The organism is Tetragenococcus halophilus (assembly GCF_001712815.1).
Lineage (GTDB): Bacteria > Bacillota > Bacilli > Lactobacillales > Enterococcaceae > Tetragenococcus > Tetragenococcus halophilus.
On the sequence record NZ_CP012047.1, the window covers coordinates 1 to 15665 of the forward strand.

The following is a 15665-nucleotide window of genomic DNA, read 5'->3' on the forward strand; positions in this document are numbered from 1 at the left end:
ATGCCATCTCTGGAAACAATATGGAAAGAACTGCAAGATAGTTATAGAAAAGAGATGAATCCAGTGAGTTATAATACCTGGATTGAACCTGCAAAACCTATTTCATATTACGATAACCAACTAATTATCGAAGTTCCCACAACAGTTCAGAAAAATTATTGGGAAAAAAATTTAGCTGGAAAAATTCTTGAAACTTTCTTTATGATGAGCGGAGAAGAAATTCTTCCTACTTTTGTAACGCCAGATGAAGCAGAGCGTTATAAGCAAAAAGAAGTAGAACCTGAAGAAGAAACACCCAAAGTTCCTGAACATAAAACAATGCTCAATTCAAAATATACTTTTGATACCTTTGTTATTGGTAAAGGTAATCAGATGGCTCATGCTGCTGCTTTAGTTGTTGCTGAAGAACCGGCTTCTATCTATAATCCTCTCTTTTTCTACGGCGGTGTTGGTTTAGGAAAGACCCATTTGATGCAGGCGATTGGTCATCAAATGCTTGTGACTCACCCTAATGCCAAGATTAAATATGTTTCGAGTGAAAATTTCACTAATGACTTTATTAGTTCTATTCAAAATAATAAGATGGAAGAATTTCGGAATGAATATCGTACAATGGATTTATTACTTGTAGATGATATTCAATTTTTAGTTAATAAAGAAGGTACACAAGAAGAATTTTTTAATACATTTGAAGAGTTATACAGAAATAATAAACAGATCGTATTAACAAGTGACCGTTTACCTAATGAAATCCCTACCTTGCCACAGCGACTTGTCTCGCGCTTTGCTTGGGGGTTATCAGTAGATATTACCCCGCCAGATTTAGAAACTCGGACTGCTATCTTACGTAAAAAAGCAGAAGCCGAAAATTTAGAAATTCCAGACGATGCTTTAAGTTATATTGCCGGTCAAATTGATTCTAATATTCGAGAACTAGAAGGAGCTTTAGTGCGAGTCCAAGCTTATGCTGCCATCCAAAGTTCTGATATCACAACTAGTTTAGCAGCGGAAGCTTTAAAAGCGCTCAAAATCGGAACAAATTTGAGTCAACTTACTGTTGAACAAGTACAAGAAGAAGTTGCTGATTACTACCATTTGAACGTTAGTGATTTAACCGGCAAAAAACGTACAAAAAGTATTGTTGTCCCTCGTCAAATCGCTATGTATTTATGTAGAGAATTAACAGATTATTCCTTGCCTAAAATCGGAGCTGATTTTGGAGGGAAAGATCATACAACTGTTATCCATGCTTATGAAAAAGTTCAAAAATTAATGGAAGAAGACGAAAAAGCACAATCAGAAATTAAAGAGATAAAAAATCACTTGATGCAATGATGTGTATAAATGTGGGAAAAATCAAAAAGATATCCACAGCTTTTCCACAGGTGGAAAAGTATTAATTTCCCTTGTTTTTTATAGTTATCCACAATATTCACTGCTCTACTATTACTGCGATTTTTTTATTAATATAATATATAAAGGAGTGCCTATTTATGAAAGTAACATTAAACCGAACAGCTTTTACCCAACAATTACAAACAGTACAACGTGCTATTTCTACCAAAACAACGATGCCTATACTTACAGGAGTAAAAATTGATTTGGCTAATAATGGTTTAACCCTAACAGGAAGTAATGCCGATATTTCAATTGAATCTTTTTTAAGTTCTGATGATGAAAAAGCTAAAATGAACATTGAAAGTACGGGAAGTATTGTTTTACAAGCACGTTTTTTTAATGAAATTATCCGGCGATTGCCCGAAGATCATGTTACTTTAGAGGTTTTGGATAATAATCAAGTAGAAATTACTTCTGGAAAAGCAAACTTCTTAGTTAATGGGCTAGACTCAGAAAGTTATCCACATTTACCAGCAGTAGATCGACAAAAGGAAATTCAATTACCTGCTGATATGTTAAATAAATTGATTAACGAGACGGTTTTTTCTGTTTCGCAACACGAAAGTCGTCCTATTTTAACCGGGGTTCATTTTACACTACAAAATAATCGTTTATTGGCTGTAGCGACTGATTCACATCGTCTCAGCCAACGAACTATCCCATTAGAAAATGACACAGAGGAATTTGATATTGTTATTCCAGGAAAAAGTTTGGTTGAATTATCTCGCTCCTTAACTGATGAAGAAGATACAGTTAAAATTAGTATCATGGAAAATCAAGTCCTATTTGAAACCGAAACGATGAAATTTTATTCACGTCTGCTTGAAGGAAAATATCCAGATACAGACCGTTTAATCCCATCTTCTTTTAATACCGAAATTGAATTTGATGTTTCTGGTCTTTTATCAGCTATTGAACGGGCTTCTTTACTTTCTCATGAAAGTCGTAATAATATTGTTCGCCTGCAAATTACAGAAAATAGTGTTGTTTTACATGGAAATTCACCAGAAGTCGGTAAAGTAGAAGAAGATTTAAAATATGAAAAAGTTTCTGGTGATCCATTAGAAATTTCTTTCAACCCTGATTATATGAAAGATGCATTACGTGCTTTTGGAAATACAACAATACGGATTTGCTTTATTTCAGCTGTTCGACCTTTTACCTTGGAACCTACAGAAGGTCAAGGTGATTTCTTACAACTGATCACACCGGTACGGACCAATTAATAAAAATATACTTTTTAACTTAAGAAGGGCTTAGATTAAATTCTAAGCTCTTCTTTTTGTTTTAGGCTGAAATTATCTAAATATGTTAAAACTTCTGAGAAACAAAATTAGAAGGATTTATTTGTTTTATTTGTTAAAAAAGGGTATAATATAAGTATATGTCGAAAAGAAAATCGAGGGATAAAATGAAAGAAAAAATCATTTTGAAAACAGAATATATGACGCTTGCCCAATTACTGAAAGAACTCGATGTCATTTCGAGCGGTGGACAAGCAAAATGGTATTTACAAGAAAATACTATTTTTGTTAATGGAGAAATTGAAAATCGCAGAGGAAGAAAACTTTATGCTGGAACAATGATTGAAATACCTGAAATAGGTACTTTTTTTATGACAGAAAAGGGCACAAAAGATGCGTCTAAATAATCTACATATTAAAAATTTTCGTAATTATGATGAATTATTGGTAGATTTTCATAAAAATGTTGTTATTTTTTTAGGTGAAAATGCTCAAGGTAAAACGAATTTGCTGGAGAGTATTTATATACTAGCTTTAACTCGTAGTCATCGAACCAATAACGAACAAGAACTTATTCAGTGGGAAAAAGATCAAAGTTTTATTAAAGGCAATATTCAAAAAAAATATACAAGTGTTCCAATTGAGTTGTTTTTGACTAAAAAAGGTCGGAAAACAAAAGTTAATCATATGGAGCAAAAAAAGCTTTCTAGTTATATTGGCCAGTTAAATGTCATCTTATTTGCACCAGAGGATCTTTCTTTAGTCAAAGGTAGCCCACAAGGAAGAAGAAAATTTTTAGATATGGAAATTGCTCAGATTGATTCTGTTTATCTTTACGAGTCTACGCAATATCAAAAAATATTAAAACAACGAAATCAATATCTTAAACAACTGGCTGAGCATAAACAAACTGATAAACTATACTTGGACATTTTATCGGAGCAATTGATTGACCACGGGAGTAAAGTGCTGTTGGCTCGTCAACAGTTTGTCAAACGTTTGGAATTTTGGGCAAACCAATTGCATCAAAAAATTACTCAATCAAAGGAAGAACTAACGATTGAATATCGTTCGAGTATCCCTGGAGATCACTGGAATGATGAACAAGCAGTTAAAAAAGCTTACACCCAGGAAATTGAAAAAACAAATGATAAAGAACGTTTACGACAAATTACACTAGTGGGCCCCCATCGGGACGATTTATCTTTTTTAATTAATAAAAAAGATGTACAAACGTTTGGTTCTCAAGGACAGCAAAGAACTGCTGCCTTAAGTGTAAAGTTAGCAGAAATTGATTTGATAAAAGAAGAAACAGGAGAGTATCCGGTTTTGTTACTAGATGATGTGATGAGTGAACTAGACGATTCCAGGCAACTACATTTATTAGAAACAATTGAAGGGAAAGTTCAAACTTTCTTAACAACGACAACACTAAAACAAGTAAAAGATAAAATGTCTGTAGAGCCTGAAATTTTTTATATCAACCAAGGACAACTAGAAGGAGAAGATGTATAAGTGGCAGAAGAAGATAAGAATATGCGTGAACAAGCAGATTTATACGATGCTAGCCAGATACAAGTTTTAGAGGGGCTAGAAGCTGTAAGAAAAAGACCGGGAATGTATATTGGTTCTACTAGCTCTGAGGGGCTCCACCATTTAGTTTGGGAGATCGTAGATAACTCAATTGACGAGGCCCTTGCTGGTTTTGCTACAGAAATTCAGGTTATTGTTGAAAAAGATAATAGTATAACAGTAACAGATAACGGCCGTGGGATTCCGGTAGATATTCAAAATAAGACGGGTAGACCCGCGGTAGAAACGGTGTTTACGATCCTTCATGCTGGCGGAAAATTCGGCGGTGGTGGATACAAAGTTTCTGGAGGACTACATGGTGTTGGTTCTTCAGTAGTTAATGCCTTATCTAAAAAACTAGAGGTAAAGGTTTATAAAAATGGTCAAATTTATTATCAAGAATTTCACCGTGGAAAAGTTACGGGAGATTTAAAAGTAATAGGGGAGACAGAATTACAAGGCACGGAAGTTCATTTTGAACCTGATTCAGAAATATTTAATGAAACTGTTGAATTTAGTTTTGATAAATTGGCAACTCGAATTCGTGAACTTGCCTTTTTAAACCGTGGTTTGCATATTTCTATTGAAGATCGTCGTCCAGAAGAACCCGTAGTTAAAAATTATCATTACGAAGGCGGAATCAAAAGTTATGTTGAACATTTAAACGCTAGTAAAGATGTTTTGTTTCCTGAACCGATATATTTAGAAGGGCAACAACAAGATATCAATGTGGAAGTATCGATACAATATACTGATAGTTATCATACAAATTTGATGACATTTGCTAATAACATTCACACCTATGAAGGTGGTACACATGAAGCCGGATTTAAAACAGCATTAACTCGTGTTATTAATGATTACGGACATAAACAAAAGTTAATGAAAGAAAATGATGATAATCTTTCCGGTGAAGATGTTCGAGAAGGTTTGACTGCTGTTGTATCAGTTAAACATTCAGACCCACAGTTTGAAGGACAAACAAAAACCAAATTAGGAAACTCTGAAGTACGTACGGTCACTGATCGACTATTTTCTGAGCATTTTGCTAAGTTTTTGATGGAAAATCCTTCTATTGGTCGTCGAATTGTAGAAAAAGGAATGCTAGCATCAAAAGCTAGACAAGCTGCTAAGCGAGCTCGGGAAGTCACACGACGTAAAGGCGCACTTGAGATCAGTAACTTGCCTGGGAAATTGGCAGATTGCTCTAGCCGAGATCCAGAAAAAAGCGAACTATTTATTGTCGAAGGAGATTCTGCTGGAGGCTCTGCTAAACAAGGACGCAGCCGTGAATTTCAAGCAATTTTACCTATACGAGGAAAGATATTGAATGTTGAAAAAGCAAGTATGGATAAAATTTTGGCTAATGAAGAAATTCGTTCGTTATTTACCGCGATGGGTACTGGTTTTGGCGAAGAATTTGATGTATCTAAAGCACGTTACCATAAATTAGTTATTATGACAGATGCTGATGTGGATGGCGCTCATATTCGTACACTTTTATTAACGTTGTTTTATCGTTATATGCGGCCCGTTGTGGAAGCAGGGTATGTGTATATTGCACAACCACCGCTATATGGGGTTAAACAAGGCAAAAACATTCGCTACGTACAACCCGGTGAACATGCGGAGGAAGAACTGCAAGAGGTCATCGATTCTCTTCCTCAAAGTCCTAAGCCATCTGTTCAACGTTATAAAGGGCTTGGAGAAATGGATGAACATCAGTTATGGCAAACAACAATGAACCCAGAAAATCGCTTAATGTTGCGTGTAAGTATAGAAGACGCAATTGAGGCGGACCAAGTTTTTGAAATGTTGATGGGCGATCATGTAGAACCTAGACGAGCTTTTATTGAAGAAAATGCTCATTATGTACAAAACCTTGATATTTAAATCGTAAAGGAGGAAAAATTTTGAGAGATCAAGAAAATCATGTTCATGATATTAATTTATCAAGTGAAATGCGCGGATCCTTTATCGATTATGCGATGAGCGTCATTGTAGCCAGAGCGCTGCCTGATGTTCGTGACGGGTTAAAACCAGTCCATCGACGAATTTTATATGGTATGAGTGAATTAGGGGTTACACCGGATAAACCGCATAAAAAATCCGCTCGTATCGTCGGAGATGTCATGGGGAAATACCATCCTCATGGCGATAGTGCGATTTATGAAGCCATGGTAAGAATGGCACAAACTTTTAGTTATCGCTACGTTTTAGTTGATGGGCACGGTAACTTTGGTTCTGTTGATGGAGATGGCGCCGCGGCAATGCGTTATACAGAGGCTCGTATGAGTCGTTTATCTGTTGAAATGTTGCGTGATCTTAATAAAGATACCGTTGACTTTATTGGAAACTATGATGATACAGAAAAAGAACCCGAGGTATTACCTGCCCGTTTCCCTAACTTATTGGTTAACGGCACGACAGGGATTGCTGTAGGTATGGCAACCAATATTCCTCCGCACAACCTAGGTGAAGTCGTTGCAGCTATCGATCGTTTGATTGAAAATCCAGAAGTAACGACAAATGAATTAATGGAAGTATTACCTGGTCCAGATTTTCCTACAGGCGGTTTAGTGATGGGAAAATCAGGTATCCGACGTGCTTATGAAACAGGGAAGGGTTCAATCACTGTAAGGGGTAAAGTAGAAATTAGCGAAATGGCTAATGGTAAAGAACGTATTTTGGTTACAGAATTACCTTATATGGTCAATAAAGCTAAATTGATTGAACGAATCTCTGAACTTCATCGAGATAAAAGAATTGAGGGCATCACCGACTTACGTGATGAGTCTTCACGTGAAGGAATGCGAATTGTTGTTGATGTAAGACGTGATGTGAGTGCTTCGGTTGTTTTAAACAATCTGTATAAAATGACTGCTTTACAAACATCTTTTGGTTTTAACATGTTAGCTATTGAAAATGGTGTTCCTAAGATTCTTAACTTAAAACAAATCTTAGAAGATTATTTAGAACATCAGAAAGATGTTATTACTCGTCGAACAATTTTTGAAAAACAAAAGGCTGAAGCTCGAGCTCATATTTTAGAAGGTTTACGGATTGCTTTAGATCATATTGATGAGATTATTGCAATTATTCGTGGTTCTGAAACAGATGCTCAGGCTAAAGAAACGATGATGGCGCAATTTAAACTATCTGATCGTCAGTCTCAGGCGATTTTGGATATGCGTTTACGCCGCTTAACTGGTTTAGAACGAGATAAAATCGAAAATGAATATCAAGATTTACTAAAACAAATCGAAGATCTAACTGATATCTTAGCTAGACCCGAACGAGTGATTGAAATTATTCAAACTGAACTACATGAAATCGAACAACGTTTTGGCGATAAACGTCGTACGGAATTGTTGGTTGGTGAAGTTTTAAGTTTAGAAGACGAAGATCTAATTGAAGAAGAAGAGATCGTTGTTACCTTAACCAATAATGGCTATATTAAACGTGCAGCTAATAGTGAATTTAGAACACAAAATCGCGGCGGACGCGGTGTTCAAGGTATGGGAATTCATGATCAAGACTTTGTTACCACCTTGGTATCTTGTTCTACGCATGACAATTTATTGTTTTTTACTAATGCAGGAAAAGTTTATAAGGCAAAAGGATACGAAGTACCAGAATATGGACGTACAGCTAAAGGAATCCCCGTCATTAATTTCTTAGGTGTCAATTCCAATGAGCGGATTCAAACGATTATTGCTTTACCAAATGAATCAGAAGAAAGAAAATATCTTTTCTTTACAACGAAATATGGTGTAGTAAAACGTACTTCAGTAGAATCCTTTAAAAACATTCGTAGTAATGGTTTAATTGCTATAGGCTTAAAAGAAGACGATGAGCTGGTTAATGTTTTAAGTACCAGTGGAGATGACGTAGTAATCATAGGTACTCATAATGGCTATTCTGTCACCTTTAAGGAAGAAGCAGTTCGAGATATGGGACGTACTGCTAGTGGAGTTCGAGGGATTCGTTTAAGATCAGAAGACTATGTGATCGGTGCTTCTGTTATTAAAGAAGATGACGAGGTATTGGTTATTACAGAAAAAGGTTACGGTAAACGTACCAGTGAAGATCAGTATCCAGTAAAAGGCCGTGGTGGTAAAGGGATAAAAACAGCTAATATTACTGAAAAAAATGGTCCATTAGCAGGTTTAACAACCGTTTCAGGCAATGAAGATGTTATGCTGATTACCGACAGAGGTGTTATTATTCGCTTCCATGTTGATGATATTTCACAAACAAGCCGTGCAACATTGGGTGTTCGTTTGATGAAAATGGAGGATGACGCCAAAGTTGTTACTATGACAACAGTAGATGCAAAAGAGTTGGAAAAAGTTGAAGAAGAGTCAATAGAAGAGTAAGTAAGATTAAAAATAAATAAAGACAGTTTAGTAGCAAAAATCAACAAAAGTACAAAAATAAAAAAAGCTTTTGTTGATTTTTTGCGTACTTAACTGTGTACAACAAATTCTAAATAATCAAGACGAAATATCTTGCGTAACTAGACAAATACGTGTATAATTTTACTTCGTGAGTAGTCTTAACGGACAACTCTCTCTGCTCCTAGAAAAAAGGAGCCAAAGACCATAGGGAGGTGAAAGATCAATGGAAAATACGAAGTATGAAATTTTGTACATTATTCGTCCTGACATTGATGAAGAAGCAAAAACAGCTTTAGTAGACCGTTTCGATACTATTATTACTGATAATGGTGCTGAAGTGATTGAATCTAAAGACTGGGAAAAACGTCGTTTTGCGTATGAAATGAACGGATACCGCGAGGGCATCTATCACATCGTTAACGTTTCTTCTCCATCAACTGCAGATGCGGTTAATGAATTTAACCGTCGTGCAAGAATCAGCAACGATATCATTCGTCATATGATTGTGAAAGAAGAAGAATAACGTGTTTCACATGAAACAATAACGATGAGGAGATGGTAATTTTGATTAACAACGTTGTACTAGTAGGAAGATTGACAAAAGACCCTGATTTACGTTACACCTCTAATGGCGTAGCAGTTGCTACTTTTACTTTAGCCGTGAATCGTACATTTACGAATCAAAATGGTGAAAGGGAAGCGGATTTTATTAACTGTGTCATTTGGAGAAAGGCTGCGGAAAATCTCGCAAATTTAGGACGTAAAGGCGCGTTAATTGGCGCCACTGGAAGAATTCAGACAAGAAATTACGAAAATCAACAAGGACAACGTGTTTTTGTAACTGAAGTTGTGGCAGAAAATTTCCAATTATTGGAACCTCGTTCTGTCAGTGAGCAACGTCGTTCTGCTGATAATGACTCTGTTGGTGGCAATCAATCGAACTTTGGGAACAGTTATAATCAAACACAAACATCTCAAACTCCTGAAACACCTAATTTTGATCGTGATAACAACGATCCTTTTGGCGGATCATCAATTGATATTTCAGATGATGATTTACCATTCTAATAAATTGATAGGAGGGAAATAGAATGGCTCAACAAAGAAGAGGCGGACGTAGACGTCGTAAAGTAGACTATCTTGCAGCAAATCACATTGAACATGTAGATTATAAAGATATTGAATTATTAAAAAGATTTATTTCCGAACGTGGTAAGATTTTACCTCGTCGTGTCACAGGTACTGGTGCAAAAAATCAACGTAAGTTGACAATTGCTATCAAGCGTGCACGTATTATGGGCTTGCTACCTTTCGTAAATGATGAAATGTAAAAAGTTGATCCGAATGACATTTTTGTCATTCGGTTTTTTTATCATCTATCTTATTTCTGTAAATCGCATAATAAAATAGTTTATGATAAAATGGAAAAGAGTAGAAACGTCCAGATAAAAATATTTTTTTATAAAAGTTAAGCGATTATTTAGTTTTGTTAATTGGATTTTGAAATTATAAGGAGCCCTGTCTATGACTGTGATCGGCATTATTTCTTTGGATAATTATGACGATATCATTGATAAAATGGATGATAAAAATATTTCTTTATTGAATACATTAGTGACAACAATGATTTCTGACTGGGCGAATGAATATCATATTTTTTACAAACGAGTAAATACGGATCGCTATTTTTTTGTCGCTAGTATGAATGAATTTGAACAGATTAAAGAAAAAAAATTTGATATTTTACAACGACTAAAAGAATCAAATACAAATAGCGAATTTGTACTAACGATGAGTATGGGAGTAGCATACGGTCATAGCTCGATGGAAAAAATAGGCGAAGTTGCCCAAAACAATTTAGATATGGCCTTAGCACGAGGCGGCGATCAAGTTGTATTAAAGGATGCTGACTCGCAAGCAAAGCCGCAATTTTTTGGTGGACAAACAGAAGGTACCATTCGCCGAACGCGGACACGTTCACGAGCAATGAGCACTTCTTTAAAGAAAATTTTTTCTGAAAATAAAAAGATTTTTATTATGGGACATCGTTATCCAGATATGGACGCTATTGGTAGTGCTTTTGGTGTAGCTGCTTTAGCTCAGTTTAATCAAAAAGAATGCTATGTGATCATTGAACAAGATGAAGTAACAGAAGATACTGAGCGTTGTTTAACAGAAATAAATAAACACCCTGAAATAGCTAAGTTGATCTTTTCTGGAAAAAAGGCACTAGAGTATATTGATGATGATAGTGTGTTGGTTATGGTGGATTATAATCGACCGTCGCTTTCTATTTCAAAAGAGGCGTTTGAAGCCTTTGATAAAATTATGATTATTGACCATCATCGACGTGGTGAGGAGTTTCCAGATCATCCTTTACTTACTTATGTTGAGCCTGCTTCGTCTTCAGCGAGTGAGTTAGTAGCAGAATTGATCCAATTTCAATCAAATAAACGAAAAAAAGTACCTAAATTTATTGCTGGTTTATTATTATCAGGGATTTATGTCGATACGAAGAGCTTTTTTACTCGAACAACAGCACAAACTTTTCAAATGGCAAGTTATTTAAAAAGTCATGGTGCTGATTTGACATTGGTACGCTATTTGTTGAGTTCAGATTTAAATTCATATCTACAAATGAGTGAACTGGTAGCACGTAGTGAATATATAACCAAAAATATTGTTGTGGCAGCAGCTTCTGAAAATGAAATTTATGATAATGTCACAGCTTCTAAGGCAGCAGACACTTTATTGTTTATGAATGATATCGAGGCAGCCTTTGTTATAACAAAACAGTTTGAACATGAAATTTCTATCAACGCAAGAAGTTCTGGTGGTGTAAATGTTCAACGGATTATGGAAAAATTGGGTGGTGGTGGTCATTTCAGTAATGCCGCAACTCAAATTAAAGATCAGTCAATGAAAGAAGTACAAAAAAGTTTAATTAATGAGTTAAAAAAATTAGATGACAAGGAGTGAGAAAACGATGAAAGTTATTTTCTTACAAGATGTAAAGGGAAAAGGAAAAAAAGGGGAAGTAAAAAATGTTCCCAATGGTTATGCGCAAAATTATTTAATAAAAAATAACTTAGCAAAAGAAGCAAATCAAAAGAATGTAGCTGCAATGCGCGGTAAAGAGCAAGCTCAAGAAAAAGAAGAAGCTGAACAACTACAAGAAGCTCAAAAAATAAAAGATGATTTAGAAGATGAGAAAACGGTAGTAGAGATTACAGCTAAAGCCGGTGAAGATGGTCGTCTTTTTGGTTCAGTCCCATCTAAACAAATTGCACAAGCTTTAAAGAGTCAATATAATATTAAAGTGGATAAAAGAAAAATTGAATTAAAAGACCCTATTCGCTCAATGGGTTATACAAACGTAGCAGTTAAGTTGCACCCTGAAGTAACAGGCACTATTAGAGTACATGTAGTAGAAGAATAAGAAGAGGCAGGTCTGGTAATGAGCAGATCTGCCTTGCGTTTTCAAAAGAATATTCGTATGTTTGTAAACGAAGGTATTTAGGAGAAAAAAATATGAATGAAGTTTGGCAAGATCGTATCCCACCACAAGATATAGAAGCGGAACAAGCTGTATTGGGTGCCATTTTTCTTGATTCGGATGCGATTATTGAAGCAATGGAATTGCTAGAACCCAGCAGTTTTTATCGTAGGAGCCACCAAATTATTTTTCAATGTATGTATCAGCTTAATGAACGTAATGAAGCGATTGATTTAATTACTTTAAAAGCTGAAATTGAAAAAACAAATGATTTAGAAGATGTCGGTGGTATCAGTTATTTAACCGAATTAAGTCAAGTTTCACCTACTTCATCAAGTGTCTCTTATTATGCTAAGATCGTTGATGATAAAGCAATTTTACGGCAGTTGATTCAAACAGCCAATAAAATCGTAAGTAGCGGTTTTGAACAAAATGAAAATGTACAGGAAATTGTAGAAGATGCAGAAAAAAGCATCATGGAAGTTTCTGAGAAAAGAAACAGTAATGGTTTCCAATCAATTGCAGATGTTTTAAACCAAACGATCGAAAATATAGACGAATTGGCTCAAAATAATGAAGAAATTACTGGTTTGCCTACGGGTTATCAAGCATTGGATAAAATGACGGCTGGTTTACAAAAAGATGAACTATTGATTATTGCAGCTCGTCCTGCAGTAGGAAAAACTGCTTTTGCTTTAAATATTGCTCAAAACGTGGGTACAAAAACCGATAATACGGTAGCTATTTTTAGTTTGGAAATGGGCGCTGAATCGTTAGTTAGTCGGATGCTTTGTGCAGAAGGCTCCATTGATGCGAGTCATTTACGTACTGGGCAATTGACAGATGAAGAATGGCGTAATTTGATCGTAGCAATGGGTAGTTTATCTAAAGCAAGTATTTATATCGATGATACACCGGGAATTAAGGTTTCTGAGATCCGTGCACGTTGTCGAAAATTAGCCCAAGAAAAAGGAAACCTGGGCTTGATTTTAATCGATTATCTGCAATTAATTGAGGGTTCAGGTAGAGAAAGCCGTCAACAAGAAGTATCGGAAATTTCTCGTCAATTGAAAAAATTGGCAAAAGAATTAAACGTTCCAGTTGTAGCTCTTTCACAATTATCTCGTGGTGTGGAACAAAGACAAGATAAAAGACCGGTTTTAAGTGACATTCGTGAGTCAGGTTCGATCGAACAAGATGCTGATATTGTAGCCTTCTTATATCGTGATGATTATTATCAACGTGAAAATGATGAAGAGGAAGAAGAAGAAGCAGGTAATGACAATGTAATTGAAGTTATTATTGAAAAGAATCGGAATGGCGCGCGAGGGACTGTCGAGTTACTATTTATAAAAGAATATAACAAATTTTCTTCTCTTTCACCGCGAACAGCATTTGAGTGATTAATTGGCTATACCAATTTATATACGTAAAGAATTATAGTTGTAAGTTTTTTTAATAAAAAGGCTTGCAACTATTTTTATTAACTTGTATTGTATTTGTATACAACAATACCAATTTTACTTTTTGAGGGAGCGTATATAAATGTCAGAAGTAAACTATTATAGTTTGTTAAAGGAAAATTTTGAAAATAAAGAAAATGTAATCACTGAACTCATCAATTTAGAAGCGATTTTACATTTACCTAAGGGAACTGAACATTTTATTAGCGATGTACATGGTGAATACGATGCATTTGATCATGTATTGCGCAATGGTTCTGGAAGTGTTAAAGAAAAATTGGCTGAATGCTTAGATAAAAAAGCAGTGGATATTGATGAATTGGCTACTTTAATTTATTATCCAGAAGAAAAAATTAAGTTAGAAAAAGAAAGAAAGACACAAGAAGAAGTAAAAAAATGGTATGCACAGCAAATTCAATTATTGATCACTGTCGTTAATTATACTAGCCGTAAATATACTCGCTCAAAAGTCCATAAAGCATTACCTTCTCGTTTTAGCTACGTTATTGAGGAATTACTGACAGAAAAGCAACAAGAAAGTGATAAACAAGCTTATATTCAAGCAATTATAGATAATATTATTCAGCTAAGGCAAGCAGCGCCCTTAATAAGTGCTTTATGTTACGTTATTCAACGTTTTGTTGTAGATCATTTACATGTTGTAGGAGATATTTATGATCGAGGACCAGCACCAGACAGGATCATGGAACGTTTAATTCATTATCATTCAGTTGATATTCAATGGGGAAATCATGATATTATTTGGTTGGCAAGTATGGCCGGTTCGCCACTTGCTCTTATTAATGTTTTACGTATTTGTGCAAGATATGGAAACTTAGCAATTATTGAGGATCGTTATGGTGTTAATTTACGGCCTTTAGTAGAGTATAGCCATAAATATTATCAGGTACTAGATAAGTTTTCACCTAAATTAGAAGATGAAACAGATTTTTCTGCTGCTGAAAAAGATAGTCTGAATAAAATTCAGCAAGCAACGGCTATACTACAGTTTAAATTAGAAGGTCAATTGATCAAACGTCGTCCTGAATTTCTCATGGATGAAAGAAGTATGCTAGACTTTATTAATTATACTAACTCAACAATAAGTCTTCAGGGTAAAATTTATTCATTAGTTGATTTCAGCGGACCTACAATTGATCCTGATAATCCTTGTGAGTTAACAAAAGAAGAAGAAGAGCTAGTAAAAAATTTGTTACTTTCATTTCAAAACTCTGAACCTTTACGACGTCATATGGATTTTTTGATGGAAAAAGGGAATATGTATTTATGCTATAATGGGAATTTGTTACTTCACGGTTGTATTCCGCTTCATCAAAATGGAGATTTTAAATCACTGAGAATTGGACAGACACATTATTCTGGGAAAAGCTTGCTGGATTTTTTTGAAGCACAAATCCGATATAGTTATGCACATCCGGAGCTTTCTAATGATTTTTCGACTGATTTGTTATGGTATTTATGGACAGGAGAGTGTTCTTCTTTATTTGGTAAAAAAGTTATGGCAACTTTTGAACGTTATTATATTGAAGACAAACAAACCCATCATGAAGAAAAAAACGCTTATTACCGGTTAAGAAATCAAGAAGCCGTCTGCCAAGAGATACTAAAAGACTTTGATTTACCGATAACAGGACATATTATTAATGGACATACGCCAGTAAAAGCAAATCAGGGAGAAAATCCGATTAAGGCTAATGGTCGAATGTTAGTCATTGATGGCGGTTTTGCCAAAAGCTATCAGAAAGAAACTGGCTTAGCTGGTTATACATTATTATCAAATAGTTATGGATTACAATTAGTGGCACACCAACCATTTTCTTCGGTAAAAGAATCTGTTGAACAACAAAAAGATATTCTATCAACAAAAAGATTAGTAGAACGAGTCGAAAATCGTACAAGGGTATCACAAACGAATATTGGTAAGAAATTGATTCAGGAGAAAAAGGCTCTTGAAACATTATACGAAAACTATGATTTTTATTAAAACCATATTTTTTTCGTTTTTTATGAGATATTTTTATTATTTTTTTATTAATGTTCGTTTTTTGGCTAATGATAAAAGTTTTAAAAG

General features: G+C 35.0%; 13 protein-coding genes. All 13 read left to right on the forward strand.

The window, feature by feature from the left end:
* The 13 genes from dnaA (at position 1) to AC806_RS00065 (ending at position 15578) form a co-directional block, all read left to right on the forward strand.
* Positions 1-1335 (forward strand): chromosomal replication initiator protein DnaA, encoded by a 1335-nt coding sequence (gene dnaA / locus AC806_RS00005; RefSeq protein WP_014123398.1) that lies wholly within the window; start codon positions 1-3, stop codon positions 1333-1335.
* A gap of 158 nt (positions 1336-1493) precedes the next feature.
* Entirely contained in the window at positions 1494-2624 is a 1131-nt protein-coding gene (gene dnaN, locus AC806_RS00010; protein WP_069028465.1) for a DNA polymerase III subunit beta, read from the forward strand.
* 185 nt (positions 2625-2809) lie between these two features.
* Positions 2810-3049, forward strand: coding sequence for a S4 domain-containing protein YaaA (yaaA, locus tag AC806_RS00015; RefSeq protein WP_069028466.1), 240 nt, complete (start codon positions 2810-2812; stop codon positions 3047-3049).
* Positions 3036-4157: a DNA replication/repair protein RecF gene (gene recF, locus AC806_RS00020; protein WP_069028467.1), complete on the forward strand. Its 1122-nt coding sequence runs from the start codon at positions 3036-3038 to the stop codon at positions 4155-4157. The genes yaaA and recF overlap by 14 nt, the downstream gene beginning before the upstream one ends.
* Positions 4158-6107 (forward strand): DNA topoisomerase (ATP-hydrolyzing) subunit B, encoded by a 1950-nt coding sequence (gene gyrB, locus AC806_RS00025; RefSeq protein WP_069028468.1) that lies wholly within the window; start codon positions 4158-4160, stop codon positions 6105-6107. It begins immediately after the preceding gene.
* A gap of 20 nt (positions 6108-6127) precedes the next feature.
* Positions 6128-8593: a DNA gyrase subunit A gene (gene gyrA, locus AC806_RS00030; RefSeq protein ID WP_014123403.1), complete on the forward strand. Its 2466-nt coding sequence runs from the start codon at positions 6128-6130 to the stop codon at positions 8591-8593.
* Between the two features lie 244 nt (positions 8594-8837).
* Positions 8838-9137 (forward strand): 30S ribosomal protein S6, encoded by a 300-nt coding sequence (rpsF, locus tag AC806_RS00035; protein WP_014123404.1) that lies wholly within the window; start codon positions 8838-8840, stop codon positions 9135-9137.
* A 41-nt stretch (positions 9138-9178) separates the two neighbouring features.
* Positions 9179-9682, forward strand: a complete 504-nt coding sequence (gene ssb / locus AC806_RS00040) for a single-stranded DNA-binding protein (protein ID WP_041591730.1) — start codon at positions 9179-9181, stop codon at positions 9680-9682.
* Positions 9683-9705: 23 nt separating this feature from the next.
* Positions 9706-9945: a 30S ribosomal protein S18 gene (rpsR, locus tag AC806_RS00045; protein WP_014123406.1), complete on the forward strand. Its 240-nt coding sequence runs from the start codon at positions 9706-9708 to the stop codon at positions 9943-9945.
* A gap of 193 nt (positions 9946-10138) precedes the next feature.
* Entirely contained in the window at positions 10139-11593 is a 1455-nt protein-coding gene (locus AC806_RS00050) for a GGDEF domain-containing protein (protein WP_083207527.1), read from the forward strand.
* Positions 11594-11600: 7 nt separating this feature from the next.
* Positions 11601-12053, forward strand: coding sequence for a 50S ribosomal protein L9 (gene rplI / locus AC806_RS00055; protein ID WP_014123408.1), 453 nt, complete (start codon positions 11601-11603; stop codon positions 12051-12053).
* Positions 12054-12145: 92 nt separating this feature from the next.
* Entirely contained in the window at positions 12146-13513 is a 1368-nt protein-coding gene (gene dnaB / locus AC806_RS00060; RefSeq protein ID WP_014123409.1) for a replicative DNA helicase, read from the forward strand.
* Positions 13514-13655: 142 nt separating this feature from the next.
* The gene (locus AC806_RS00065; RefSeq protein WP_069028469.1) at positions 13656-15578 is read left to right on the forward strand and encodes a fructose-bisphosphatase class III; all 1923 of its coding nucleotides are present in this window, start codon (positions 13656-13658) and stop codon (positions 15576-15578) included.
* Positions 15579-15665 lie beyond the last annotated feature (87 nt).

Excerpts from the sequence above, each read along its gene's own strand:
- recF (WP_069028467.1), top strand. The coding sequence starts at position 3,036 with ATGCGTCTAAATAATCTACATATTAAAAATTTTCGTAATTATGATGAA.
- dnaB (WP_014123409.1), top strand. The coding sequence starts at position 12,146 with ATGAATGAAGTTTGGCAAGATCGTATCCCACCACAAGATATAGAAGCG.
- rpsR (WP_014123406.1), top strand. The coding sequence starts at position 9,706 with ATGGCTCAACAAAGAAGAGGCGGACGTAGACGTCGTAAAGTAGACTAT.
- AC806_RS00050 (WP_083207527.1), top strand. The coding sequence starts at position 10,139 with ATGACTGTGATCGGCATTATTTCTTTGGATAATTATGACGATATCATT.
- rpsF (WP_014123404.1), top strand. The coding sequence starts at position 8,838 with ATGGAAAATACGAAGTATGAAATTTTGTACATTATTCGTCCTGACATT.
- dnaA (WP_014123398.1), top strand. The coding sequence starts at position 1 with ATGCCATCTCTGGAAACAATATGGAAAGAACTGCAAGATAGTTATAGA.
- yaaA (WP_069028466.1), top strand. The coding sequence starts at position 2,810 with ATGAAAGAAAAAATCATTTTGAAAACAGAATATATGACGCTTGCCCAA.
- rplI (WP_014123408.1), top strand. The coding sequence starts at position 11,601 with ATGAAAGTTATTTTCTTACAAGATGTAAAGGGAAAAGGAAAAAAAGGG.
- dnaN (WP_069028465.1), top strand. The coding sequence starts at position 1,494 with ATGAAAGTAACATTAAACCGAACAGCTTTTACCCAACAATTACAAACA.
- AC806_RS00065 (WP_069028469.1), top strand. The coding sequence starts at position 13,656 with ATGTCAGAAGTAAACTATTATAGTTTGTTAAAGGAAAATTTTGAAAAT.